Source organism: Pseudomonas sp. CFBP 13602, assembly GCF_014842725.1.
Classification (GTDB): Bacteria; Pseudomonadota; Gammaproteobacteria; order Pseudomonadales; family Pseudomonadaceae; genus Aquipseudomonas; species Aquipseudomonas baltica.
Genome location: NZ_JACYVT010000001.1, coordinates 354,480 through 379,559, shown reverse-complemented (window position 1 = coordinate 379,559; position 25,080 = coordinate 354,480). Strand labels below are relative to the sequence as shown.

21 protein-coding genes are annotated in these 25,080 nt (G+C 62.4%); 9 read left to right on the top strand and 12 right to left on the bottom strand.

Translation table 11 applies throughout. The features are described from left to right. Positions 1-18 precede the first annotated feature (18 nt). From ahpF to gloA, 3 genes are all read left to right on the top strand, one after another. Complete coding sequence (gene ahpF / locus IFU31_RS01625; protein WP_192102088.1) at positions 19-1,581, top strand: alkyl hydroperoxide reductase subunit F; 1,563 nt, start codon at positions 19-21, stop codon at positions 1,579-1,581. A gap of 363 nt (positions 1,582-1,944) precedes the next feature. After that, on the top strand, positions 1,945-2,310 hold the full coding sequence (locus IFU31_RS01620) for a histone-like nucleoid-structuring protein, MvaT/MvaU family (protein WP_122476894.1): 366 nt from the start codon (positions 1,945-1,947) through the stop codon (positions 2,308-2,310). 266 nt (positions 2,311-2,576) lie between these two features. Continuing rightward, positions 2,577-3,170 carry a lactoylglutathione lyase gene (gloA, locus tag IFU31_RS01615; protein WP_192102087.1) on the top strand — a complete coding sequence of 198 codons (594 nt, stop codon included), beginning with the start codon at positions 2,577-2,579 and terminating at the stop codon, positions 3,168-3,170. A gap of 102 nt (positions 3,171-3,272) precedes the next feature. Here gloA and xylB read toward each other — a convergent pair whose 3' ends face one another. The 10 genes from xylB to IFU31_RS01565 form a co-directional block, all read right to left on the bottom strand. Continuing rightward, positions 3,273-4,742 (bottom strand): xylulokinase, encoded by a 1,470-nt coding sequence (gene xylB, locus IFU31_RS01610; RefSeq protein WP_192102086.1) that lies wholly within the window; start codon positions 4,740-4,742, stop codon positions 3,273-3,275. Positions 4,743-4,748: 6 nt separating this feature from the next. Next, positions 4,749-6,230, bottom strand: a complete 1,482-nt coding sequence (locus IFU31_RS01605; RefSeq protein ID WP_192102085.1) for a mannitol dehydrogenase family protein — start codon at positions 6,228-6,230, stop codon at positions 4,749-4,751. 13 nt (positions 6,231-6,243) lie between these two features. Further along, entirely contained in the window at positions 6,244-7,347 is a 1,104-nt protein-coding gene (locus tag IFU31_RS01600; RefSeq protein WP_122476901.1) for an ABC transporter ATP-binding protein, read from the bottom strand. A gap of 133 nt (positions 7,348-7,480) precedes the next feature. After that, positions 7,481-8,311, bottom strand: coding sequence for a carbohydrate ABC transporter permease (locus IFU31_RS01595; protein WP_122715221.1), 831 nt, complete (start codon positions 8,309-8,311; stop codon positions 7,481-7,483). A gap of 11 nt (positions 8,312-8,322) precedes the next feature. Continuing rightward, positions 8,323-9,249, bottom strand: coding sequence for a carbohydrate ABC transporter permease (locus tag IFU31_RS01590; RefSeq protein WP_122476905.1), 927 nt, complete (start codon positions 9,247-9,249; stop codon positions 8,323-8,325). 60 nt (positions 9,250-9,309) lie between these two features. Beyond that, positions 9,310-10,629, bottom strand: a complete 1,320-nt coding sequence (locus IFU31_RS01585; protein ID WP_185793459.1) for an ABC transporter substrate-binding protein — start codon at positions 10,627-10,629, stop codon at positions 9,310-9,312. Between the two features lie 211 nt (positions 10,630-10,840). Further along, positions 10,841-11,734, bottom strand: coding sequence for an AraC family transcriptional regulator (locus tag IFU31_RS01580; protein WP_185793458.1), 894 nt, complete (start codon positions 11,732-11,734; stop codon positions 10,841-10,843). A 124-nt stretch (positions 11,735-11,858) separates the two neighbouring features. Continuing rightward, complete coding sequence (locus tag IFU31_RS01575; RefSeq protein WP_192102084.1) at positions 11,859-12,797, bottom strand: MurR/RpiR family transcriptional regulator; 939 nt, start codon at positions 12,795-12,797, stop codon at positions 11,859-11,861. An 81-nt stretch (positions 12,798-12,878) separates the two neighbouring features. Continuing rightward, on the bottom strand, positions 12,879-14,162 hold the full coding sequence (locus IFU31_RS01570; protein WP_192102083.1) for a glycosyltransferase: 1,284 nt from the start codon (positions 14,160-14,162) through the stop codon (positions 12,879-12,881). A gap of 76 nt (positions 14,163-14,238) precedes the next feature. Next, positions 14,239-14,601 (bottom strand): response regulator, encoded by a 363-nt coding sequence (locus tag IFU31_RS01565; RefSeq protein ID WP_192047183.1) that lies wholly within the window; start codon positions 14,599-14,601, stop codon positions 14,239-14,241. A 270-nt stretch (positions 14,602-14,871) separates the two neighbouring features. Between IFU31_RS01565 and IFU31_RS01560 the strand changes: the two genes are divergently transcribed. The 5 genes from IFU31_RS01560 (at position 14,872) to IFU31_RS01540 (ending at position 21,417) form a co-directional block, all read left to right on the top strand. After that, positions 14,872-18,357: a response regulator gene (locus IFU31_RS01560; RefSeq protein WP_192102082.1), complete on the top strand. Its 3,486-nt coding sequence runs from the start codon at positions 14,872-14,874 to the stop codon at positions 18,355-18,357. After that, complete coding sequence (locus IFU31_RS01555; RefSeq protein ID WP_240998718.1) at positions 18,357-19,211, top strand: CheR family methyltransferase; 855 nt, start codon at positions 18,357-18,359, stop codon at positions 19,209-19,211. The genes IFU31_RS01560 and IFU31_RS01555 overlap by 1 nt, the downstream gene beginning before the upstream one ends. Then, complete coding sequence (locus IFU31_RS01550) at positions 19,208-19,783, top strand: chemotaxis protein CheB (RefSeq protein WP_192056247.1); 576 nt, start codon at positions 19,208-19,210, stop codon at positions 19,781-19,783. Before IFU31_RS01555 ends, IFU31_RS01550 begins: the two co-directional genes overlap by 4 nt. Continuing rightward, entirely contained in the window at positions 19,777-20,958 is a 1,182-nt protein-coding gene (locus IFU31_RS01545; RefSeq protein ID WP_122476919.1) for a hybrid sensor histidine kinase/response regulator, read from the top strand. Before IFU31_RS01550 ends, IFU31_RS01545 begins: the two co-directional genes overlap by 7 nt. An 81-nt stretch (positions 20,959-21,039) precedes the next feature. Beyond that, positions 21,040-21,417: a response regulator gene (locus IFU31_RS01540; protein WP_122476920.1), complete on the top strand. Its 378-nt coding sequence runs from the start codon at positions 21,040-21,042 to the stop codon at positions 21,415-21,417. A gap of 79 nt (positions 21,418-21,496) precedes the next feature. Here the strand turns inward: IFU31_RS01540 and mltA are convergent, their stop codons facing one another. Then, on the bottom strand, positions 21,497-22,651 hold the full coding sequence (gene mltA, locus IFU31_RS01535; protein ID WP_425311966.1) for a murein transglycosylase A: 1,155 nt from the start codon (positions 22,649-22,651) through the stop codon (positions 21,497-21,499). Between the two features lie 287 nt (positions 22,652-22,938). Further along, positions 22,939-23,268, bottom strand: coding sequence for a hypothetical protein (locus IFU31_RS01530; protein WP_122476924.1), 330 nt, complete (start codon positions 23,266-23,268; stop codon positions 22,939-22,941). A 533-nt stretch (positions 23,269-23,801) separates the two neighbouring features. Between IFU31_RS01530 and IFU31_RS01525 the strand changes: the two genes are divergently transcribed. Continuing rightward, complete coding sequence (locus IFU31_RS01525; protein ID WP_192102081.1) at positions 23,802-25,073, top strand: sensor histidine kinase; 1,272 nt, start codon at positions 23,802-23,804, stop codon at positions 25,071-25,073. The last annotated feature ends 7 nt before the right edge of the window (positions 25,074-25,080 follow it).

Genomic DNA, 25,080 nt, shown 5'->3' with positions numbered 1-25,080 from the left:
AAAACGGAAATCGCCCTCATGTTGGACGCCAATCTTAAAGCCCAGTTGAAAGCCTATCTGGAACGGGTCACCCAACCGATCGAGATCGTCGCGTCCCTTGATGACGGCGCGAAATCCGAGGAATTGCTCGGTCTGCTGCGCGACATCGACGCGTTGTCGGACAAGATCACGCTGCTCGACAATGGCAACGATGCACGCAAGCCATCGTTTTCCATCACCCGTCCCGGCGCGGACATCGGCCTGCGTTTTGCCGGTATCCCCATGGGTCACGAATTCACCTCGCTGGTACTGGCGCTGCTGCAGGTTGGCGGCCACCCCTCCAAGGCCAGTGCCGAGGTCATCGAACAGATCGCTGCGTTGAAAGGCGAGTTTCTGTTCGAAAGCTATTTTTCCCTGTCATGCCAGAACTGCCCGGACGTGGTCCAGGCGCTGAACCTGATGGCGGTGCTCAACCCCAATATTCGTCACGTCGCCATTGACGGCGCGCTGTTCCAGGCTGAAGTGGAAGAGCGGCAGGTCATGGCCGTGCCGAGCGTCTACCTCAACGGCAAGAACTTCGGTCAGGGCCGCATGGGCCTGGAAGAAATCCTGGCGAAAATCGACACCAGCGCCAGTGATCGCCAGGCTGAAAAGCTCAACGCCAAGCAGGCGTTCGACATGCTGGTGATCGGCGGCGGGCCTGCCGGTGCGGCAGCTGCCATCTACGCTGCCCGCAAAGGCATCCGTACTGGTGTTGCCGCCGAACGTTTCGGCGGCCAGGTGCTGGACACCATGGCCATCGAGAACTTCATTTCCGTGCAGGAAACCGAAGGCCCGAAATTGGCCGTGGCGCTTGAAGAGCACGTCAAGCAATACGAAGTGGACATCATGAACCTGCAGCGTGCCGAGAAACTGATCCCTGGCAAGGACGGTGCGCCGCACGAAGTGATATTTGCCAGCGGTGCGTCACTCAAAGCCAAGACGCTGATTCTGGCGACCGGTGCGCGCTGGCGTGAAATGAACGTGCCGGGTGAGCAGGAGTACCGCAACCGCGGCGTGGCCTACTGCCCGCACTGCGACGGTCCGCTGTTCAAGGGCAAGCGCGTGGCGGTGATCGGTGGTGGCAACTCTGGTGTGGAAGCCGCCATCGACCTGGCCGGTATCGTTGCCCATGTCACGCTGATCGAGTTCGACACCCAGCTGCGTGCCGACGCCGTGCTGCAGCGCAAGCTGCACAGCCTGCCCAACGTCAAGGTGATCACCAGTGCCCTGACCACCGAAGTGACCGGTGACGGCCAGCGCGTCAACGGCCTGCGCTACAAGGATCGGCAGAGCAGCGAGCATCACGAAATCGCTATGGAAGGTATCTTCGTGCAGATCGGCCTGCTGCCCAACACCGACTGGCTCAAAGGCACCATCGAGCTGTCGAACCGCGGCGAGATCATGGTCGATGCACGCGGCGAGACCGATCTGCCGGGTATCTTCGCTGCCGGTGACGTGACCACCGTGCCGTTCAAGCAGATCGTGATCGCGGTCGGCGAGGGCGCCAAGGCTTCGCTGGCGGCCTTCGATCACCTGATCCGCACCTCTGCGCCTGCCTGATCGGGCAATTGACGCGGCTTGCGCCGCTGCTACAGGAGGGGCGCTGGGCTGACGTGGCTTGCGCCGCTGCTACAGGAGGGGCGCTTGACTGACGCGGCTTGCGCCGCTGTTACGGGGTAACACCTGTAGCAGCGGCGCAAGCCGCGTCGCTTTTGACAATATCAAACCCTTTGCCTCAACTTCTGCTGCGCACCCAATCTTCCAGACAAACTTCAAGTAACTAAAGAAGTTGCCGTCCCCACTGTTGCGTCATTTACGTTTCTGCGAAGTTGCACTATCGTGTGCAAGCAAGCGTGGCATCTGCAAGAGAGCCCGGCTCGAAAAAGGGCAGGGCGCCATCAGGTTCTGTCCGGAGTAGAGACATTGTCAAGACTCGCTGAATACCGTGCCGCCGAAAAGGCATTGCAAGAACAACTCGCCCAGCTCGAAACAATGAAGAACGACGCGGGGTTGAAGAAAGAAATCGAGTTCGAGAAAAAGCTCCTGGGTTTGATGAAAACCTATGAAAAGGGCCTGCGCGACATCGTCGCCATTCTCGATCCGCAAACTGCCTCCGCCAGGGCGCCAGCCCCTGCGCCCAAGCAGCAACGGCGGGCGCGGGTGGTCAAGGTGTACGAGAACCCGCACACCGGCGAGCGCATCGAAACCAAGGGTGGCAATCACCACGGCCTCAAAGCCTGGAAACAGGAGCATGGCGTCAGCACCGTAGACGGCTGGTTGCTTCGCTGAGTGAATTCGATGAAAAACGCTGAGTGAGTGCTCAGGTTTTCACATCCTTTTCACAGCCACTGTTCCATTATGAAATCCGCTGATGGAACAGCGCCCCAAATGCCCGCTTCGGCGGGCTTCTTATTGCCTGAAATTCAAGATTATCTTCCGCGTTACACTCTCCGCGTCTCATTGTCGCGCATTCAAAGCGTCGTCGCGTTTGGCATCGTCCATTGCGTTCCGTATCATGACTCGCAGCTACTGCCCATTCATTCAAGGGAGCTTTCATGAGCCTCGATCATTTGAACAGTGTGCCCGGTGTAACCGCGCAACCTGAAGCCGCCACATCCCAGTTCGTCTTCAACCACACCATGTTGCGGGTCAAGAACATCGAGCGGTCGCTGGACTTCTATACCCGGGTATTGGGTTTCAGCCTGGTGGAGAAGCGGGATTTTGCCGAGGCCCAGTTCAGCCTGTATTTCCTGGCACTGGTGGACAAGTCGACGATTCCTGCGGATGACAAGGCGCGCACCACCTGGATGAAGTCGATGCCCGGGGTGCTCGAGTTGACCCATAACCATGGCACCGAGAACGATGCGGACTTTGCCTACCACGATGGCAACAGCGACCCACGCGGTTTCGGTCATATCTGTGTATCGGTGCCGGATATCCACGCCGCCTGTGAGCGTTTCGAAACCCTGGGCGTGGACTTCCAGAAGCGTCTGACCGATGGCCGCATGAAGAGCATCGCTTTCATCAAGGATCCTGACGGCTACTGGGTCGAAATCATCCAGCCGGACCTGTTGCCTTCTGCCCCGCACACCGCGGCGCTTTCTTCGCGGCCGCTGACCGCTCCTACAGGGTCATCCCAGTCTCAGTAGGAGCGGTCCGTGGCCGCGAAGGGGCGATGCGGTCTGGCAGTCATACCGCGGTGCTGCTTCGCGGCCGCTGACCGCTCCTACAGAGGGGGCGTGGCACCGGGGCTACGCAGGGATATGCTGGCGGTAACGCTGGTAGGCGCCGTGATAGGCCGAGACGTTGGCGGGGATGGGTTGGGTGCGACTGGTTTCGTCCAGGCGCACGCAGCGTTCGCATAACAGGGCCAAGCCTTGTGGATCCTGGCCGGCGCACCACGCCGCCTGGATTGCCGCGCCCAATGCCGCGGCTTCCGGCTGCTCGGTGCAGACCACCGGGGCGTCCATGATGTCCGCTACTATCTGCCGCCACACCGGGCTCTTCGAGCCGCCCCCGATCAGCCGTATCACGTGGGTTTGCAGGCCGCCTGCGCGCAGCAGGTCCAGGCCATAGCGCAGGCCGAAGGTGGTACCTTCCACTGCCGCGCGGCACAGGTTTGCCGCGCTCAGGTTGTCACTGGTTAGCCCCAGCACCGAGCCGGTGGCGTGAGGCAGCGCGGGTACCCGTTCGCCATTGAGGAACGGCAGCATCACGATACCTGCGGCGCCAATCGGTGCCTGCGCCACGGCCTTGTTGAAACCGCTGATGTCCAACTGCAGCAACTCGCGCACGGCCGTAGTCACATTGGTCAGGTTCATGGTGCAGATCAGCGGCAACCACCCTCCCGACGACGAACAGAACGTCGCCACCGCCGGTTCGTCCAGCACGGTCGGCTGGTCGCTGCAGGCGTACACCGTGCCGGAAGACCCCAGGCTCATGGTGATGACTCCAGGGTGGGTGTTATCGGTGCCGATGGCGCCCATCATGTTGTCGCCGCCGCCGCTGGCGACCACAGCCAACGGATTGATACCCAGGCGGGCGGCAATTCCCGGACGAATCGTGCCCACAGGCTGATGCGACTCGATCAGCGGCGGCACTGCCGCTTCCAGCCGCCCGCTGGCATCGATCTGGCGCAGCAGGGCGAAGTCCCACTGGCGCTCGCGCACGTTGAAGTAACCGGTGCCCGAAGCGTCACCGTATTCGGCGCGCGCCAGCCCGGTCAGCCAGAAGTTCAGGTAGTCGTGGGGCAACAGCACGTGGGCGATGCGCTCGAATATCTGCGGATGATGCTCGCGGGTCCAGAGCAGCTTCGACACGGTATACCCCGGCGCAATGACCAGCCCCAGGCGGTCGAGCGAGCCCTGGTCACCACCCAGTTCGGCCAGCAGGCGCTCGTTCTGCGGCGTGCTCTCGGTGTCGCACCAGAGCTTGGCCGGGCGCAGCGGTTGCCCGTCTGCGTCCAGCAACACCAGGCCATGCTGCTGGCCGGACACACCGACGCCCAGAATCTGCTGGCCATCGATACCGGCCTGGGCCAGCGCCTGCGCGGTGGCCTGTTCGAACGCGGTCAGCCAGTCACTGGTGTGCTGCTCGCGCCGTCCGTTTTCACCGCTGATCATATGATGAGCGGCCGAGCCCTGGCCCAGTACCTGACCGCTGTCAGCGTCGAGGATCAGCGCCTTGGTGCCTTGGGTGCCGCAGTCGATCCCGAGAAACATGGCCGCTTACTCCTCGCCGTCCAGCAGCGGCTTCAAGGTGGCATGCACACCCTGGGTACGCAGGCTGTGGAGATTGCGTTCGAAGGCCGCGACGAACTCCGCCGAGCGTGGGATCTGCGTGCCGAAGATTTCCTCGACCCCCAGCAGCCGTTGGGTAAGCAATGCCTGGTCGGCCACCAATGCCTGGCAGAACTCGGCGCGTGGATCTGGAATGGTGTAGTGCGTGCCGTTCTCGTCGACGCCGCCCAGATAAAGCGCCCAGGCCGCTACCACCAGCGCCGCGCGCTCGGTGCCCTGCCGATCGGCGATCAGGCGGTTGATGGTCGGCACGGTGAACTTGGGAAACTTCGAGGAGCCGTCCGAACACACGCGTTCCAACTGGTCAGCGATGGCCTGGTTGGAGAAGCGCTCGATCAGCGTGTCCTTGTAGCCTTCCAGGTCGATGCCAGGCACGGAAGCCAGTTGTGGCGTGACGTCGAGGTCCATGTAGGCGCGGATGTAGCGCACGAACAGCGGATCGTTCATGGTCTCGTGAACGAAGCGGTAACCTTTCAGGAAGCCCAGGTAGGTCAGGGCCAGGTGGCTGCCGTTGAGCAGTTTGATCTTCATCTCTTCATAGGGCGTGACATCGTCGGTGAACTGCACGCCGACCTTTTCCCAGGCGGGCCGGCCTGCGCCGAACTTGTCCTCTACCACCCATTGCACGAACGGCTCGCAGACAACCGGCCAGCTGTCCTCTACGCCATGCCGTTCGCGCAGTTGGGCGCGATGGGCCTCGCTGGTCATCGGCGTGATGCGGTCGACCATGGCATTGGGGAACTGCACATGGCTGGCGATCCAGTCGTGCAGCGTCGGGTCCTGCAGCGCCGCGAACGCCAGCAACGCCTTGCGCGCGACTGCGCCGTTATGGGGCAGGTTGTCACAGGACATCACGGTGAAGGCGTCGATGCCGGCGTCGTGCCGTCGTTGCAAGGCCGCGCAGAGAAAGCCGAAGACGGTGGTGGGCGTCAGCGGGTGAGCCAGGTCGTGCTGGATCTGCGGCAAGTGAGCCATGAACTCGCCGTTGCTGTCGTCGATGCAATAGCCCCCTTCGGTGATGGTCAGTGAAACGATGCGCACCGCGGGCTCGGCCAGCTTGACGATCAGGGCCTCGGCGCTCTCTTCGGCCAGGAGCATGTCGGTGATCGCGCCGATCACTCGCACCTCGGTGTCCGGCGTGTCGCCCAGTTCCACCAGGGTGTAGTAGAAATCCTGCTCGGCCAGGGCGTCGCGGACCTTGCGGTCTTCGCTGCGCAAGCCGGCGCCGCAGATAGCCCACTGCCGGGCTTCGCCCTGGTTCATCAGGGCATCGGTGTAGAACGCCTGGTGCGCGCGGTGGAACCCACCGACGCCGATGTGGACGATGCCATGCGCGAGTGTCGTCGGGTCGTAGGCGGGCAACTGGATGTGCTCGGCGAGCTGATGCAGATTCTGTCGATTGAGTTTCATGTTCGGTCCTGTATCAGGCAGCGGCCTGCAGCGGTTTGGCCACGGCAATGCCCTGGGCATCGAAAAGGTGGCAGTACTCGGCGTCCAGCAGCAGGTTCAGGCGTTCGCCGTACTGACTGCGCAGATCGCCGCGGATTCGCAGGGTCAGCGGTTCCTGCGAGTCGGTGACGACGTGGCAGAAGGTATCGCTGCCCAGTCGCTCGCTGACATCGGCGGTCACCGCCAACTGGCATTGTCCCGGCTGCGCCAGGTCGAGGTGCTCGGGGCGGATGCCCAGGGTCACCGCATCGCCGACTTTCAGCGTCTGGCTGACGCGGGGCAGGTAGATCCGGGTGCCGGCGTCGAGGGCAACTTCGCAGCCCTGGCCATCGACCCGGCTGAGCGTGCCTTTGAGGAAACCCATCTTCGGCGTACCGAGAAAACCGGCGACGAACAGGTTGGCCGGATGATGGTACAGCTCCAACGGCGCCCCTACCTGTTCGACGCGGCCGCCGTTGAGCACCACCACCTTGTCGGCCAGGGTCATGGCTTCGACCTGGTCATGGGTGACGTAGATCATGGTGGCCTGCAGTTCCTTGTGCAGGCGCGAGAGTTCCAGGCGGGTCTGCACGCGCAGGGCTGCGTCGAGGTTGGACAGTGGCTCGTCGAACAGGAAAATCTTGGGGTGACGGACGATGGCGCGCCCGATCGCCACGCGCTGGCGCTGGCCGCCCGACAACTGCTTGGGCTTGCGGTCGAGCAGGGCGCCCAGTTCGAGAATGCGCGCAGCTTCCGCTACTTTGCTCTCGACTTCCGCTTTGGGCTTACCGGCCAGGTCCAGTGCGAACGACAGGTTCTTGCGCACCGTCATGTGCGGATACAGGGCGTAGGTCTGGAACACCATGGCCAGGTCGCGCTTGGCCGGGGTCACTTCGGTGATGTCGCGACCGTCCAGCTCGATGGTGCCACTGCTGACTTCCTCGAGCCCGGCGATCAGGCGCAGCAGCGTCGACTTGCCGCAGCCTGACGGGCCGACGAACACCACGAACTCGCGGTCGTGCACTTCCAGGTCGATGCCCTTGATGATCTGCAGGCCTTCGAAGCCCTTTTTCAGGTTTTTTATTTTCAGAGTGGCCATGGGATGGTTCCTGATATGAGTACGTTGTTGGCGATGCTGGCCTCTTCGCGGCCACTGGCCGCTCCTACAAGGGTCGTGCAGAACCCGTAGGAGCGGTCAGCGGCCGCGAAGGCGTCCGTGAAATCGCCACCGGTCACTTGACTGCCCCGAAGGACAGGCCGCGCACCAGCTGCTTCTGGCTGATCCAGCCGAAGATCAGGATCGGCGCGCAGGCCAGGGTCGAAACGGCTGACAGCTTGGCCCAGAACAAGCCTTCCGGGCTCGAGTACGAGGCGATCAGGGCGGTCAACGGCGCGGCGCCGGAGCTGGTCAGGTTCAACGACCAGAAGGCTTCGTTCCAGCACAGGATCAACGACAGCAGCACGGTCGAGGCCAGGCCACCCTTACTGATCGGCAACAGCACCCGAAGCATTTCCTGGCCCAGCGTGGCACCGTCCAGGCGTGCCGCTTCGAGGATTTCCCGGGGGATGTCCTTGAAGTAGGTGTACACCATCCAGACCACGATCGGCAGGTTGATCAGGGTGTAGATGACGATCAGGGCAATGCGTGAATCCAGCAGGCCTGCACCCTTGGCCAGCAGGTAGATGGGCATCAGCACACCCACCGGCGGCAGCATCTTGGTGGAGAGCATCCACAGCAAGGTCTGCTTGGTGCGCTTGGTTTCGTAGAACGCCATCGAGTAGGCGGCCGGCACTGCAATCAACATGCACAGGGCGGTGGCACTGAAGGAAATCAGCACCGAGTTCCAGGCGAAGTGCAGGTAGTCGCTGCGCTCCTGAATGTGCAGGTAGTTTTCCAGGGTTGGCGTGAAGATGAACTGCGGCGGTGTGGCGAAGGCGTCGATCTCGGTCTTGAAGCTGGTCAGCACCATCCAGAAGATCGGGAAGAACACCAGGATCGCCACGGCCCAGGCCAGGCAGCCCAGGACCAGGCTTTGCAGGCGACGCGATTGTTGAAGTGTCATGGTGCAGGCCCTCAATTCTTGTCGGTGAGGTTTTTGCCGATCATCCGCACCAGGATGATGGCGGCGATGTTGGCGATGACCACGGCGATCAAGCCACCGGCGGAGGCCATGCCCACGTCGAACTGCACCAGTGCCTGGTTGTAGATCAGGTAGGCAAGGTTGGTGGAGGCGAAACCCGGACCACCGTTGGTAGTGGTGAAGATTTCCGCGAACACCGAGAGCAGGAAGATCGTTTCGATCATCACCACCACGGCGATGGGCCGCGCCAGATGCGGCAGCGTCAGGTGCCAGAAGATCGCCAGGGCGCCGGCGCCATCAAGCCGCGCGGCCTCTTTCTGTTCCTGGTCCAGCGACTGCATGGCGGTCATCAGCAGCAGGATGGCGAACGGCAGCCATTGCCAACTGACGATGACGATGATCGAGAACAGCGGGTAATGGGCGAGCCAGTCGACCGGTTCGGCACCGAAGAATTTCCACACCGCAGCGAGGATCCCCGACACCGGGTGGAAAATCAGGTTCTTGAAGATCAGCGCGCCAACCGTGGGCATGATGAAGAACGGCGAGATGAGCATCACTCGCACGATACCTCGGCCCAGGAACTCGCTGGCTTCCAGCAGGGCTGCGATCAGTACGCCGAAGACCACGCTGATCAACAGCACGCTGCCGACCAGCAGCAAGGTATTGGTGGCGCCCGGCATGAAGCCGGCGTCGGTGAGGAAGAAGCTGAAATTCTCCAGCCCGACGAATTCGTTCTCGCCGGGGTACAGCAGGTTGTAGCGGATCAGCGAGAAGTAGACGGTCATGCCCAGTGGCACGATCATCCATAGCAGCAGCAAGGCCACCGACGGCGTGACCAGAAACCAGCCGGGGTTGGACAAGCGGCGCTTGCCCGTCACCTCAGCGGCGTCGGGCTGGGGCTTGGCAGTCGTAGTATTCATGAGTGCGCACCTGGTGAGCAGGGCTGCCCGCCACGGTCGGCGGGCAGCAGGGCGGACGTGTTACTGCTTGGGGTAGCCGGCGCGCTTCATGGCGCGCTCGGTCGCCGTCTGCGCAACCACCAACGCCTGGTCCGCGGTGGTCTGCCCGGTCAGCGCGGCAGCGAATGCCTTGCCGACTTCAGTACCGATGGCCTGGAACTCGGGAATGGTCACCAGTTGGATGCCAACGTAGGGCTTGGCGTCGGTCTGCTTGGGATCGGCGACCTTCAGCGATTCCAGCGTGATGTGGGCGAACGGCGCCGCCTTCAGGTACTCGTCGGTGTAGGTCGACTTGCGCGTGCCAGGTGGCACATTGGCCACGCCGTCGGTCTTGGCGACCAGCGCTGCATATTCCTTGGACGTTGCCCAGGCCGAAAACTGCTGCGCGGCCTGCTGGTTCTTCGAGCTGGCTGGGATGGCCAGGGCCCAGGAGTACAGCCAGGCCGAGCCCTTGTCGGTGGTTTCATGAGGGGCGAAGGTGAAGCCGACACTGTCGGCGACCTTGCTTTGGGTCTTGTCCATGGTGAACGAGCCGGCGACGCTGGCGTCGACCCAGATGGCGCACTTGCCACTGTTGAACAGCGCCAGGTTCTCGTTGAAGCCATTGCTCGAAGCGCCTGGAGGGCCGGACTTCTTCATGTTGTCGACATAGAAGTTCAGCGCTTTCTTCCAGGCTTCGCTGTCGAACTGTGGCTTCCACTGGCTATCGAACCAGCTGCCGCCGAAGCTGTTGGCCACGGTAGTGATCAACGCCATGTTCTCGCCCCAGCCGGCCTTGCCGCGCAGGCACAGGCCGTATTGGTCCTTGCTCTTGTCGGTGAGCTTTCCGGCGAATTCGGCGATCTGGGTCCAGGTGGGTTTTTCCGGCATCTCGAGACCGGCCGCCTTGAACAGGTCGGTGCGGTAGTAGGTCATCGAGCTTTCAGCGTAGAACGGCAGGGCGTACAGCTGGCCTTTCACCGACAGGCCGTCGCGCACCGAAGGGAAGACATCGTCTATGTCGTAGCTGGCGGGCAGGTCCTTCATCGGTGACAGCCAACCCTTTGCGCCCCACAGCGAGGCTTCGTACATGCCGATGGTCAACACGTCGAACTGGCCGCCCTGGGTAGCGATATCGGTGGTCAGGCGCTGGCGCAGCACGTTTTCTTCCAGCACCACCCAATTGAGCTTGATGTCGGGATGCTCGGACTCGAAAGTCTTGGCCAGGCGCTGCATGCGAATCATGTCGCTGTTGTTGACGGTGGCGATGGTCAGGGTGGTGTCGGCATGGCTGTAGCCACTGACGGCCAGTGCGCCACACAGACCGCTGGCAACGAGCAGGCGTTTGTAGTCTATGGTCATCTCGCATTCCTCTTCGGCACGCGGGGGGGCGGCCTTGGTTATTATTCTTGTGTCTTCGTAGAGGTGAAGCACTGCCTGTGATTACAGACCCCCGCAGGCATTCTGACAAATCCCTGAGTACACCCACGCTGATACTAATTTGCACTGAGCCGGCTGGCGCAGCGACGCGCCAGAGGCGTGCGCAGCGTCGTTGTGAGGTTTCGTACAGGTTTCAGGAGCTCGACCGCTGCACGGCCAGGCGACGATAGTGCGACGGCGTCATGCCCTTGAGCTGCTGGAAGCGGCGGTTGAAGTTGGAAATATTGTTGAAGCCGGACTCGAAGCACACGTCCGTCACCGGCCGATCGCCGTCAGCCAGCAGCTCGCAGGACTTGCTGATGCGCAGGCGATTGACGAACTCGACGAAGCAGCGGCCGGTAGCCTGTTTGAACACCCGGGAAAAATAGGTCGGTTTCATGCCCAGGTAGGCGGCGACTTCTTCCAGAGACAGCTCGCGCGCATAGTGGGCAAAAATGTAGTCGACCGCGCGGTTGGTGCGCTCCACCGCGTGCTCGTCGGCGTCCTGGGCCGCTGCAGTGCCCGAGAGCAACTGGTAGTCCTCGCAGGCCGCCAGCGATTCCATGAGTATCAGGAAGTGTCCGAGGCGGCTGATACCCTGGCTGTCGGCGATGCGCTGCATCGAGGCACCGGCCTGGGCGATGGTCCGGGCACAGCGGAACTCGATGCCGTAACGGGCTCGTTCGAGCAGCGGCGCAAGACTTTTGAGTTCGCTGAATACCTGGTGGCCATGGTCGAACAGCTCGTCGGTGAAATTGACCAGCATGTCGCGCTTGTTCACCGACTCGTCGTTCTGCAGCTGGCTGATCCAGTTGTGCGGCAGATTGGGCCCGGTGAGAAACAGGCTGCCCGGATTGAAGTTGCCGATGTAGTCGCCGACGAACACTTTGCCGGAGGTGGCGACCAGCAGGTGCAGTTCGTATTCCTTGTGGAAATGCCAGCGCACCAGCGGGCACGGGAAACCATGCTGGCGATAGATGATCGAGCGACCGTCGTGGTCGTCCATCAACTCGTAGGAAGGGTCGGTTATTCGCGTTGCTCGAGTCATGCCGTGGCTGCTTTTGGAGTTGTGCCGATCGGAAATGCGCACCCAAGCATAGCGGTGGACGGGCCTGTGCGTCCAAGGCTGAAACGTCCGGCGTCGAGAAGCCCGGCGTTGAAGCGGCCCTCGCTCAGCGGGCGTCGTCGTTCTTGCGCGGCGTGTTCGAGCGCGGTAGGCCCGGCAAGGAGGGGGGCAGGCTGCCGCGGTCCGGCTCCCAGTCGGGAAGCGATGGCCGGCCCTCGTTCGCTGCCGGTTTGAGCAGCTGTACTTGAGCCAGCAGCGCTTCCATGGCGGCCATCAACCCGACCTTGGAATTGGGCAGCACGGGGTGGTGAGGTGGGATGAACAGGCTCAGGGTCGACACCTGCACCAGAGGCGATGCCGGGCAGTCGGTCACACTGAGCACACAGGCTTCGCGGGACTTGGCGTATTCGGCCAGGCGAATGGTGTCGCGGGTGTAGGCGGGCAGGGCGATGGCCAGCAGGGTGTCGTTGCGGGTGATGCCGGACAGTCGATAGGCCGACCCTTCAAGACCGCCGTCCAGGGTCACGCAGTGCGCGCCGGCGCAGAACGGGCTGAGCCCCGCGGCTGCCATGGCGGCGATGTGAAAGCTGTTGCCGAAACCGACCACGAACACATTCTGCGAGCGGGCCAGGCGCAGGGCCATCTCATCGAAGGTCTGGTTGTCGTTCATGCGTGTGACGTTGTCCAGATGGTGCTTGCTGAGGCTGATCTGCTGTTCCAGATCGAACCCCGTCTCCGGTGCCTGCTTGAGCCGGCCTTCGATGACGTCGGCCGCAGACACCACGGCCAGCAGGTTTTCCATCAGGGCAAAGCGCAGGCCGGTGAAACCGTTGAGGCCGATCGCATTGGCCAGGCGGTTGACGGCGGCGGTGGAGGTGCCGGTGGCGCCGGCCAGTTCTTCTATGTTGAGCGTTGCGCTGCGGTAGGGGTTGGCTTGCAGGAATGTGGAGACTTTCTTCAGCGCGGGCCGCAGCTCTTCGTGCTTGCCACGCAATGCGCGCATCAGCTCGGAATCGTACACTTTGGTACTGTCGATAGGCGCCATCGTCGTTCGTCCTGAATGGGCAATAGGAACTACCTTGGACACCAGAGATTAGTTCGCGGGCCACAAAGTGCCAGCGGCCGCTTAGACCGATTGGTTCTTGGATTGGATCCATTGCGAGAAGTATTTCGTGCTCTTGTGCAGATGATGCCGGAGCATGCTGCCGGTGAAGTTTGCCCGGCGATGCTGCGCGAGGCTCTGGCTCAACTGTTGCAGACGCAGGATCAGAGCCTGAGCGTGTGGCTCGGTCGCATACTGGGCGCCCAGATGCTCATGGCACTGCTCATGGGCGGCTTGCCATTGATCCGCGTTTTCGTACAGCTCGACGGCCGCCTGCGCCAGCTCGTCTGCGCTGCGGCCTATCCGGCCCGGCCAGCGCTCGCCGGTACGCATGCCTTCGGCGCCCGTCGGGGTCGTCACGCTGGGCGTACCGCAGAGCATGGCATCGAGCAACTTGCCCTTGATGCCCGCGCCGAAACGCAGTGGCGCCAGTGCCACCCGTGCCTGACCCACCACCTGCAACGCATCCATTGCCCAGCCCTTGACCAGGAAACCTTGGGCAGGGTTGTGCAGGGCCGTGGCCTTGGGCGGTGTGTAGGCGCCGTGGACGTGCAATTGCGCGCGCGGCAACTGCTTGCGAATGCGTGGCCAGACCTGCTGCTTGAGCCACAGCACGGCGTCCCAGTTGGGCGCGTGGCGAAAATTGCCGATGCAGACGAAGTTGGCTCTCTGCTCGAAGGTCAGTGCTGCGGTGGCTGGCGGCTCGACCATCAGCGGACAATCATGCAGCAGGCTGGCTGGCACGCCGAAGCATTCGGTCAGCAGTTGCGTCTCGAACGGCGAGATCATCAAGCTCAAGTCGCAACGAAAGATGGCTGCCACTTCACGCTGGGTGATATCGGCGTCGCTCATGTGCGCGTAGAGCGTGTCCGGTGCTTCGGCGAACAATGCCGAGAAGTCGTTTTCGTCGTCACTTGCGTGCAGGCGCTGCTTGAGCAAACCCTGACGCGCGTCGCGCAGGCTCTGCAGGTCGCAGGTTTCCAGCACACGCACGGCCTGCGGGCAGTGCTGCTCGACCCGCCAACCGAATTGCTCTTCCATCATGAAGCGATCGAACAGGACCATGTCCGGCTGCAACTCAGCCACGAAGCGGTCGAAACTGTCGTCATTGAGCTCGATGGCTCGTTCGGCGATGCCCAGCGCTGCGAGGTCGGCCTTGTGCTCGCCGACCCTGGCGGGGCTGGCGAAAGTCACGTGCCAGCCTTGGGTCGTGAAGCACTGCAGCAACTGCATCATGTGCCCGCCGGCCGCGGAAGAGGTGGGCTCGGGCCAGACATAGCCAATGACCAGGACGCGCTGAAAAGACATGGGGCAGACTCGGGGGCAAAAACCGGGCGCGCATTAGGCCATGATTACGCGCCGGGGTGTAGCGGCAGGCGCGGCTTCAGGCCGCCAGCATGCTCTTGACCTTGTCGCGCAACTGGTCGATGGAGAACGGCTTGCCGATCATGGCCATGCCCGCCGGAACGTCCAGCGCTTCGGCGTAGCCGCTGGCGAACAGCACCGGCAGTTCGGGACGCAAGGCGCGCGCCTCGACGGCCAGCTCCTTGCCGTCCATGCCGGGCAGGCCCATGTCGGTCATCATCAGGTCGATGGTCTCGGCCGAATCGTTGAGGAAGGTCAGCGCCTGAGGACCGTCCTCGGCTTCCAGTACCTTGAACTCGAATTCCTCCAGCACGTCCACGATCAGCATGCGGACGATCGCATCGTCTTCGACGACAAGAATGGTTTTGGCGGTATCGGACATCGTTCGGATCCTGGTCGGCAAGGGGCGCAGACGGCGCCGAGCCGTCATGTCGCAGATAACGTTACGCCCCGAGGGCAACGAGCACCCGGGAAGCAGGGCGCCAATCATAAAGCATGGGTCGGGGTCAGGCCATGCTTGTGGAGGCATTAAACGAGACCATTCCCACGTTTAGATGTGAAAATTCTTACGAAGCATGAGGAAAAAACCTAACAAATTGACTGAATTGCGGCAAAATCCCCGACCTCGAATACAGGATCCGGGCCCAAGGACATGAACAAACCCTCTTCGATCGACGAGCAGAGCTTCCGTCGCCTGCTCAGTCGCAACGTTGGCTTGCCGCTGGGCGTGGGCGTGCTCAGCGTGGCCGTGTTCATTGCGATCATCGTTTACCTGCTGTCGGTGATCGACTGGGTCGAGCACACCGACCGGGTCATCAACAACGCCAACGAAGCGACCAAGCTGTCGATCGACATGGAAACCGGGATGCGGGGGTACCTGCTCTCGGGTGCCGAGGGCTACCTGGACCCCTATGAACTGGCCAAGCCGCGCCTGGCCGCCGAGTTGCCAGCCTTGCAGGCGTTGGTGGCCGACAACCCGCGCCAGGTCGATCGCCTGACCCGCATCATGGCGCTGCAGAAGGACTGGCTCTCCTACGGCGAGGAGCTGATTTCGCTCAAGCGCGCCACCGGCGACTATTCCAGCGTGGTCCAGACCGGCCGCGGCAAGCGCCTGACCGACGCAATCCGCAAGGAATACGAAGGCTTCATTGCCATGGAGCAGCAACTGCGGGTGGAGCGCAGCGAAAACGTGTCGCGCACCATCTGGGCATCGGTCAGCCTTTATGTACTGTTCGTTCTGGTGGTCAGCGCCTTGCTGGCGTATTTCGGCCGACGCGACATGACCGAACTGTCGACCTCCTATGGCGGCAACCTGGCTGCCCTGCAAAAGGGTGCCAAGCGCCTGCAGGACCAGGCCTGGCTGCGCACCGGCCAGACTCAGCTGGCCGAACAGTTGCTGGGCCAGCAGACCCTGCAGATGCTGGGCCGCAACATGCTGCAGTTCTTCGCCCAGTACCTGGGTTCGGTGGTCGCTGCGGTGTACATCCGCGAAGAGCACGGCAACCTGCGCCGTATCGCCTCGTACGGGTTCTCCCGCGAGCGTGAGGTGACGGACCAGTTGCTGATCAATGGCGAGGGTATTGCCGGCCAGGCCGTGCAGCGCAACCGGGTCATCCGCCTGGACGACGTGCCGGCCGATTACCTGCGTTTGAGCTCAGGCCTGGGCGAGGGCGCAGCCCGCAGCGTGCTGGTCATCCCGACCAGCGACAACGACCAGATCAACGCCGTGGTCGAGTTGGGTTTCCTGCGACCCCTGACCGACCGCGACCTGGAAATCGTCGAGCTGCTGGCCGACAACATCGGCACCGCCATCGAAGCGGCCCGCTACCGTCAGCGCCTGCAGGAAGTGCTCGCCGAAACCCAGCAGCTCAACGAAGAGCTGCAGGTGCAGCAGGAAGAGCTGAAAACCGCCAACGAAGAGCTTGAAGAACAGTCGCGGGTGCTCAAGGAGTCCCAGGCTTACCTGGAAACCCAGCAGGCGGAACTGGAGCAGACCAACGAGCAGTTGGCCGAACGCACCGATGCACTGGGCCAGCAGCGCGATGCGCTGGATCGCAAGAACCTGGAGCTCAACCAGGCCCAGGTACAGCTCGAAGAGCGTGCCGACGAGCTGCAGCGTTCGAGCCGCTACAAGTCCGAATTCCTCGCCAACATGTCCCATGAGTTACGCACGCCACTCAACAGCTCGTTGATCCTGGCCAAGCTGCTGGCGGAAAACCCTCAGGAAAACCTGACCAGCGACCAGGTCAAATTCGCCGAGTCGATCTACTCCGCGGGCAACGATCTGCTCAACCTGATCAACGACATCCTCGACATCTCCAAGGTCGAGGCGGGCAAGCTCGACCTGCGACCGGAGAACAGCAGCGTGCCGCGGCTGGTCGACAGCTTGCGCATGACCTTCGAGCCGCTGGCCGGGCAGAAGCACCTGGAACTGTCGGTGCAGATTCTTCCCGACGCACCGGCGATGTTGTACACCGATCGCCAGCGAGTTGAGCAGATTCTCAAGAACCTGTTGGCCAACGCGCTGAAGTTCACCGAGCAGGGCAGTGTCGAGCTGTTGGTGTCTGGCCATGCCAACCAAGGCATCGCCTTCCAGATTCGCGACACCGGCATCGGTATCGCCGTCGACCAGCAGCAGGCCATCTTCGAGGCCTTCCGCCAGGCGGACGGCACCACCAACCGCCGCTACGGCGGCACCGGCCTGGGCCTGTCGATTTCCCGCGACCTAGCCAACATGCTCGGCGGCTACATCACCGTCAGCAGCGAACTGGGCAAGGGCAGCACCTTTACTTTGGTATTGCCGCAACGCTACGAAGAAATCATCGAGGCGCCGCGGCATGCGCCGCAGCCCATGGTGATCGCTGCGCAGCCGGTGTCCAACACCCCGGCCGTGCTCGAAGCGCCGCTGACCGTGGCGCGCTTTGCCGACGACCGCGATAAAGGCCCGTTCACCAAGCGCTGCATACTGGTGGTCGAGGATGAGCCGAACTTCGCGCGTATCCTTTACGACCTGGCGCATGAGCTGGACTACCACTGTCTGGTGGCCCACGCCGCCGATGAGGGCTTCGACCTGGCGGCGACCTTCGTGCCCGATGCGATCCTGCTCGACATGCGCCTGCCCGATCATTCCGGCCTGACCGTGCTGCAGCGCCTCAAGGAACTGGCCACCACGCGGCACATTCCCGTGCACGTGATTTCGGTCGAGGACCGGGTCGAGGCGGCCATGCACATGGGCGCGATCGGCTATGCGGTCAAGCCGACCACCCGCGACGAACTCAAGGAAGTCTTCGGCCGCCTGGAAGCCAAGCTGACGCAAAAGCTCAAGCGCATTCTGCTGGTGGAAGACGATGACCTGCAGCGCGAGAGCATTTCCCTGCTGATCGGCGACGACGACATCGAGATCACTGCCGTGGGCTTTGCCCAGGAGGCACTCGACCTGCTGCGCGACAACGTCTACGACTGCATGATCATCGACCTCAAGCTGCCCGACATGCTTGGCGGCGACCTGCTCAAGCGCATGTCCAACGAGGAGATCCGTGCGTTCCCGCCGGTCATCGTCTACACCGGGCGCAACCTCACCCGCGACGAAGAAGCCGAGCTGCTCAAGTACTCCCGTTCGATCATCATCAAGGGCGCGCGCTCGCCCGAGCGGCTGCTCGACGAAGTGACGCTGTTCCTGCACAAAGTCGAATCGCAGTTGTCCCATGAGCGGCAAAAGATGTTGAAAACCGCCCGCAGTCGCGACAAGGTCTTCGAGGGCCGCAAGATCCTCGTGGTGGACGACGACGTGCGCAATATCTTTGCCCTGACCAGTGCCCTGGAACACAAGGGCGCCATCGTTGAAGTAGGCCGTAACGGCCGAGAGGCAATCGACAAGTTGAATCAGGTCGAGGACATCGATCTGGTGTTGATGGATGTGATGATGCCCGAGATGGATGGCTACGAGGCCACCCGCGAGATCCGCAAGGACCCGCGCTGGCGCAAGCTGCCGATCATCGCGGTCACTGCCAAGGCCATGAAAGACGATCAGGAACGCTGCCTGCAGGCCGGTTCCAACGACTACCTGGCCAAGCCCATCGACCTGGATCGTCTGTTCTCGCTGATCCGCGTGTGGTTGCCGCAACTGGAGCGCATGTAGTGAGTGATTCCCTGGCCGGCAAGCCCTCCCAGCCGGCTGCCGAGCGCAATATCGATATCGAGATCCGTTTGCTGATCGAGGCGATCTACCTCACCTACAGCTACGATTTCCGCGATTACTCGGGCGCGTCGGTGAAGCGTCGCATCCTGCACGCGCTGCGCCAGATGGAGTGCAGCAGCGTCTCGTCGCTGCAGGCTCGGGTGCTGCACGAGCCTACGGCGTTCATGGAGCTGCTGCAGTACCTGACGATTCCGGTAAGCGAGATGTTCCGTGACCCCGAGCACTTCCTGGCGCTGCGCCGTGAGGTGGTGCCGCTGCTCAAGACCTATCCATCGCTCAAGGTCTGGATCGCCGGGTGCAGCACCGGCGAAGAGGTCTACTCCATGGCCATTCTGCTGCGCGAGGAAGGTCTGCTCGACCGCACCATCATCTATGCCACCGATATCAACCCGACCTCCCTGGAAAAGGCCAAGCAAGGCATCTACTCCATGGAAAGCGTGCGCGCCTATACCCAGAGCTACCAGCGCGCCGGTGGCACCCGCTCGTTCGCCGACTACTACACCGCGGCCTATGGCAACGCCATCTTCGACAGCAGCCTGCGCGAGAACGTGACCTTCGCCGACCACAGCCTGGCCACCGACAGCGTGTTCTCCGAGACCCAGCTGGTGTCCTGCCGCAATGTGCTCATCTATTTCAACAAAGGCCTGCAGGACCGCGCATTCGGGCTGTTCCACGAATCCCTGAGCCATCGCGGCTTTCTCATGCTCGGCAGCAAGGAAACCCTGGATTTCTCGGCCTACAGTTCGCGCTTCGAAACCCTGACGCGCCCCGAACGGATCTATCGCAAGTCATGAGTCGTTTCCAAGCGGTGGTGGTGGGCGCATCGGCCGGTGGCGTCGAGGCACTGCTGGGGGTGTACGGGCAGTTGCCGATGGATTTCAAGCTACCGGTGCTGACCGTGCTGCACCTGCCGGACGAGCGTCACAGCCAGTTGGCGGAAGTGTTCGAAAGGCGCTTGAACCGGCCGGTGCGCCAGGCGCGTGACAAGGAGCCCATCGAACCCGGTATGTTCTACTTTGCCGGCCCCAGTTATCACCTGTCGGTCGAGCGCGATTTCAGCCTGTCGTTGAGCCAGGAGGAGCGGGTGCACTATTCGCGTCCAGCCATAGACTTTCTCTTCGATTCGGCCGCCGATGCCTATGGCAGCGGGTTGATCGGGGTATTGTTGACGGGGGCCAACGAAGACGGCGCGCGAGGTCTGGCCAGCATCAAACACAAAGGTGGCTTGACCATCGTCCAGGACCCCGCCGAGGCGCGGGTCGCGGTCATGCCGCAGGCGGCCATCCGCCTGCAGGCGCCTGATCACATTCTTTCACTCCACGGCATTGGCTGTCTGCTTGCCGAGCTGGAACGAAGCACATGCTAAGCAACGTCCAAGCAAAACTGTTGATCGTCGATGACCTGCCGGAGAACCTGCTGGCCCTGGAGGCGTTGATCGCCAGCCCCGGCCGCGAGGTGCACAAGGCACTCTCGGCCGACGAAGCTTTGTCGCTGCTGTTGCAGCACGAATTCGCCATGGCCATTCTCGATGTGCAGATGCCGGGCATGAACGGCTTCGAGCTGGCCGAGCTCATGCGCAGCACCGAGAAGACCAAGAACATTCCGATCGTGTTCGTCAGCGCCGCCGGGCGCGAGCTCAACTATGCCTTCAAGGGCTACGAAAGCGGCGCCGTGGATTTCCTCCACAAGCCGCTGGACATGCAGGCGGTGAAGAGCAAGGTCAGCGTGTTCGTCGACCTGTACCGCCAGCGCAAGACCCTCAAGGAACAGCTCGATGCGCTGGAGCGCTCGCGTCAGGAACAAGAGGTGCTGCTCAAGCGCCTGCAAGTGACCCAAAGCGAACTGGAGCATGCAGTGCGCATGCGTGACGACTTCATGTCGATCGTTTCCCACGAAGTGCGCACCCCGCTCAATGGGCTGATCCTGGAAACGCAACTGCGCAAACTGCACCTGGCGCGCGATAACGCCGATGCCTTCACCCTCGACAAGATGCGCGCCATGGTCGAACGCGACGAGCGGCAGATCAAGAGCCTGATCCGCTTGATCGAGGACATGCTCGATGTGTCGCGCATCCGCACCGGCAAGCTGTCCATCCGTCCTGCCCAGTTCGACCTGGCGCAACTGGTGCGCAATCTGGTCGACAGTTTTGCGCCTCAGGTGGCTGCCGCCGACTGCACCATCAGCCTGCGTGCGGATGAGCCGGTGCTGGGCATCTGGGACGAGTTCCGCATCGAGCAAGTGGTCAGCAACCTGATCTCGAATGCCTTGCGCTACGGTGGCAAGGGGCCGGTGGAGGTCACGGTGTACGGGCACAACGGCTGGGCGCGCGTGGAAGTGCGGGACCATGGCATCGGTATCAGCAAGGAAAACCAGCTGCGCATCTTTCAGCAATTCGAGCGGGTGTCGGGCAGCAACGTGGTAGCGGGCCTGGGCCTGGGCCTGTTCATTTCCGAGCAGATCGTGGCGGCCCACGGCGGGCGCATCGAAGTCGACAGCGCCCTGGGCGACGGCGCGACGTTCCGGGTCAGCCTGCCGCTTTAGGAATAAGCGCACTCACACGCAACCTCTGTCGCAGGTCATGGTCGTAATGGCAGCAAAACATATAAGTACATAGGCTTCCCCATGAGTGAAGATGCACAAGATGTCGTTCTCATCGTAGAGGACGAACCGTTGATATTGATGGTCCTGGCAGACTACTTGTCCGGCCTGGGCTATCGCGTCCTGAAAGCCGAGAATGGCGAGCAGGCACTGGAAATTCTGTCGACCAAGCCGCACCTGGACCTGATGGTCACCGACTATCGTCTGCCCGGTGGCATTTCCGGGGTGAAGATCGCCGAGCCCGCCGTGTTGCTGCGGCCGGACCTGAAGGTGATATTCATCAGTGGCTATCCGGCGGAAATCCTCGAAACCAACAGCCCGATCGCGCGCAAGGCGCCGATCCTGGCCAAGCCGTTCGACTTGGATACGCTGCACGAGCAGATTCAGGAACTGCTGGCCTGAAAGAGCAGGGCACCTGGCCTGACGGTCAGGTGCCCTGTTTGTTTGCAGGCATTTTGTTGGTAGGCATTCGCCGTCTGCTTCAGGGGGTTGGCAATGCGGCCCCTTTGGGCCAGAGCAACCACACCTGACCTTCCTGCTTCATGTTGCCGGCCAGCTCGCCGGCTTCTGCTCCCGTCCCCCAGAACAGATCGGCACGCACTTCGCCGGCAATGGCGCCACCGGTGTCTTGCGCGGCCACTGGGCGAACCACCGGGGTGCCGTCGGGGCGCGTGGTCGACAGCCATAACAGGCTACCCAACGGGATCACCTTGCGATCGATCGCCACGCTGTAGCCTGCGGTAAGGGGCACGTTGAGCGAGCCACGCGGCCCTTCGTTGCTGTCCGGCCGAAGGCTGAAGAACACGTAGCTCGGATTGCTGGCGAGCAGTTCCGGCACGCGCTGGGGGTTGGCCACGGCCCAGTCACGGATGCGGCCCATGCTCACCTCTTCTTTCTTCAGCAGGCCCTGGTCCACCAGCCAGCGGCCGACCGGACGGTAGGGGTGGCCGTTCTGGTCAGCGTAGCCGACGCGCAGTTGCCGACCGTTATCCAGCTGCAGGCGCCCCGAACCTTGAATCTGCAGGAACTGCAGGTCCATGGGGTCGCGCATCCACGCCACCACGGGCGCGTTGTCGATGCCCTGACGCTGGATGGTGGCCGCGTCATCATAGGGACGCAGCACCTGGCCGTCGAGCCGCCCGCGCAGGCGCTTGCCTTTGAGTTCGGGGTAAAGGCTGTCCAACTGCACGCTGATCATGTCTGCCGGTACGCCGTAGACAGGTACCGGATGCCCTGCGTCGGCCTTGAGGCTGCCGGGATAGACAGGCTCGTAGTAGCCAGTGATCAGGCCGTGTTCGCCTTTTTCCGCAGAGCGCAGGCCGTAGACCTGCAGTTGTGCCTGAAGGAAGGTGCGGATCGCGGTGGGAGCAGTGTCCACCGCTTGCGCCGAGGCGCAGGTGGCGCCCCAGATCGCATCCTTGGCCAGCCGCTGGCAAGCCGAGCGCCAGGCAGTGAAGCCGGCCTGCAGGTCGCTGTCGCTGACCTTGGGCAAATCATCCCAGGTGGCCGGTGCGTAGGTGGCGACGGGTTGTGTGGGTGGCACGGGCTTGTTGTCGTTGTCGCAGGCGGACAACAGCGCCAGCGCCGGCACGACGCCGATGAGCAGGCGTCGCCAGGGGAAACGGAAATGGGTCACGCAACGCATCCTGATAGCGATAAGAGGCGGCTACTTTGGATAAACCCACCCCCAACGTCAAATCCATGCGGCGAACAGGTGTGCAGCGGTAGCCGCCGACGCGGCTCGCGCCGCTGCTACAGAACGACACCATCCCCTGTAGCAGCGGTGCAAGCCGCGTCCGGCTTGATGCGGTTGTACAGGCTTACTGTGTTGCCGCCGACGCGGCTTGCGCCGCTGCTACAGGACCTCATCCCCTGTAGCAGCGGCGCAAGCCGCGTCCGGCTTGATGCGGTTGTTCACCTGCGTCAGCAATAGCTGGCAATCCGACGTACCTGGCCCTGTCCCTGGCCCAGGGTCCACTCGCGATTGAGGGTCTGGAACACATCGTTGACGAACTGCCGATCGGCCGCCGCTTTCTTGCCGACATAGCCCTTGCCGCGGCGGTAGATCGGCATGCGCGCGCGCAGTTCGGGGTGGCTGCGCTCGAAATCCTCGCCGTCGGCGTCATTGGCCAGGGCGTCGATATGTACATCGCCCCGCTGGCAGACCCAAAGAATATGGTCGTCGAGGCTGTCACGGCCGGCTGCCAGAATGCGGGCGAGCTGGTCAACGGTGGGCTGCTGGTTCAGGTTCATGTGTATGCTCCTTGAGCTCTGTGTGATCTGTCAGGTTGTGGTCCCCAACACGGGTCGGCAGGTACGCTTCACGTGTTGTCCGTCTAGGTCAGTACTGGCTCGAGCTCGATGTGTAGTGCTTGAAACCATCACTACATGAAAGCCATGGCGTTCAGGTTGCACCTACCCGCGGGGTACGCGGATCACATCGGAGTGACTCGATGGCTCATCGAGCAGGACTGGTTTCGCCTCTGCTCTGTTCCCGATCAGGGAGACGGCCTCATCATGCAAGTCACAACGAGTCGCGTCAATGAATATGTAGTGCTTTTTTATCAGCACTACATATTTTATTTATGACCTGCAAGTCACGCATTCCGGCCTGCTTCGTCGCACATGGATCCTGTCGCGCGGTGTTTGCAATCCGCAGCTCAGCGCCTTGCCCTTGCTCAGGCCCACGAAAGCCCCGGCAAGGCTTGATTGTTCGAGCGTCTCCCATAATCATGCTCGGCCCGAGCGCAGAAGGTGCGTCCTGTGCAAGTACCCAGTGGAGCCGTATGGAGTTCAAGCAGAGTCTGAGTCGACGGATCGTCATCGTGTTTGCGTTGATGAGCGCTTTCGTCGCCGGCGTATTCGCTGTGGGCATCGTGGCCACCGTGCATCTGGTGGAGCGCAAGCTGACGACCATGAGTTTGAGCGGCAACATGCATCGCCTGCTGTTGGTCGACAATGCGGACGATTGGCGCCACCGACCCGAGAAAGACGAGCTGTTCTACATCGAGGGTGGCAACGGCGACCTGAGCATGCCCAACGAGCTCAAGACCCTGCCGATCGGTTTCCAGAAGCTCACGCTCTGGCCGCGCACCTACTACGCCATGGTCGCCCGCGTCGACAATCGTCAGTACGTATTGCTGCGTGACCAGGAGGGTATGGAACAGCGTGCCAATGTGCTGTTCATCGTGGTAGGCGCTGGCTTTCTGCTGAGCATCGCCCTGGCGATCATGCTGGGCGGACTCCTGGCCCGCCGGGTGATGGCGCCGGTCGTGCGGCTGGCCCGGCAGGTGCGCCATCGCGACAAGATGCTCGGCCTGGCTCCGCCGCTGTCGCCCGATTACACCGACGATGAAGTCGGCGAACTGGCGCGCTCCTTCGATGAAACGCTGAGCAAGCTGCGGGCGGCGCTCAATCGCGAGCAGATGTTCACCAGCGACGTGAGCCACGAATTGCGCACGCCGTTGATGATTCTCGCCAGCTCCTGCGACCTGCTGCTGGCCACCGAGCTGGATGAGCGCTCGCACCGTCAAGTGGCGCGGATTGCACGGGCCACCGACGGCATGAGCCAACTGGTCGAAACGTTCCTGTTGCTGGCACGCGACCGCGATGCGGCCAGCCATGGCAATCCTTCTGCCACCTTGCGCCGGACCGCCGACGAACTGGTCGAGATCTGGGGGCGCCAAATAGAGGCCAAGGGCCTTGAATTCATCTATGTGGCGGACAACCATTCGAGCGAGGTCTACAACCATGCATTCCTGCATTCGGTAATGGGCAACCTGCTGCGCAACGCATGGCACTACACCGACACCGGGTTCGTGCGCCTCACCCTGACCGAAACCGGGTTCCACGTGGAGGACAGCGGTATCGGCATTCCGGAGGAAAAGCGCAACGCCATGTTTCAGCCATTCGTGCGCGGGGACGAGCAGCGCGGCGAGGGTCTGGGCCTGGGCTTGTCCCTGGTGCAGCGCATCTGTGTCAACCAGGGCTGGCACGTGAGCCTGAGCAGTCGCGAGCCCCATGGGTGTTTTTTTGCCGTGCAACTGGGCGACGCCTAGCGCCGGA

Bases quoted from the DNA above. Each gene is read 5' to 3' on its own strand.
- gloA (WP_192102087.1), top strand. From the start codon at position 2,577: ATGAGCCTCGATCATTTGAACAGTGTGCCCGGTGTAACCGCGCAACCT.
- IFU31_RS01585 (WP_185793459.1), bottom strand. From the start codon at position 10,629: ATGACCATAGACTACAAACGCCTGCTCGTTGCCAGCGGTCTGTGTGGC.
- IFU31_RS01570 (WP_192102083.1), bottom strand. From the start codon at position 14,162: ATGTCTTTTCAGCGCGTCCTGGTCATTGGCTATGTCTGGCCCGAGCCC.
- IFU31_RS01600 (WP_122476901.1), bottom strand. From the start codon at position 7,347: ATGGCCACTCTGAAAATAAAAAACCTGAAAAAGGGCTTCGAAGGCCTG.
- IFU31_RS01560 (WP_192102082.1), top strand. From the start codon at position 14,872: ATGAACAAACCCTCTTCGATCGACGAGCAGAGCTTCCGTCGCCTGCTC.
- IFU31_RS01525 (WP_192102081.1), top strand. From the start codon at position 23,802: ATGGAGTTCAAGCAGAGTCTGAGTCGACGGATCGTCATCGTGTTTGCG.
- IFU31_RS01530 (WP_122476924.1), bottom strand. From the start codon at position 23,268: ATGAACCTGAACCAGCAGCCCACCGTTGACCAGCTCGCCCGCATTCTG.
- IFU31_RS01550 (WP_192056247.1), top strand. From the start codon at position 19,208: ATGAGTCGTTTCCAAGCGGTGGTGGTGGGCGCATCGGCCGGTGGCGTC.
- xylB (WP_192102086.1), bottom strand. From the start codon at position 4,742: ATGTTTCTCGGGATCGACTGCGGCACCCAAGGCACCAAGGCGCTGATC.
- ahpF (WP_192102088.1), top strand. From the start codon at position 19: ATGTTGGACGCCAATCTTAAAGCCCAGTTGAAAGCCTATCTGGAACGG.
- IFU31_RS01590 (WP_122476905.1), bottom strand. From the start codon at position 9,249: ATGAATACTACGACTGCCAAGCCCCAGCCCGACGCCGCTGAGGTGACG.
- IFU31_RS01540 (WP_122476920.1), top strand. From the start codon at position 21,040: ATGAGTGAAGATGCACAAGATGTCGTTCTCATCGTAGAGGACGAACCG.
- IFU31_RS01605 (WP_192102085.1), bottom strand. From the start codon at position 6,230: ATGAAACTCAATCGACAGAATCTGCATCAGCTCGCCGAGCACATCCAG.
- IFU31_RS01565 (WP_192047183.1), bottom strand. From the start codon at position 14,601: ATGTCCGATACCGCCAAAACCATTCTTGTCGTCGAAGACGATGCGATC.
- IFU31_RS01580 (WP_185793458.1), bottom strand. From the start codon at position 11,734: ATGACTCGAGCAACGCGAATAACCGACCCTTCCTACGAGTTGATGGAC.
- IFU31_RS01545 (WP_122476919.1), top strand. From the start codon at position 19,777: ATGCTAAGCAACGTCCAAGCAAAACTGTTGATCGTCGATGACCTGCCG.
- IFU31_RS01575 (WP_192102084.1), bottom strand. From the start codon at position 12,797: ATGGCGCCTATCGACAGTACCAAAGTGTACGATTCCGAGCTGATGCGC.
- IFU31_RS01595 (WP_122715221.1), bottom strand. From the start codon at position 8,311: ATGACACTTCAACAATCGCGTCGCCTGCAAAGCCTGGTCCTGGGCTGC.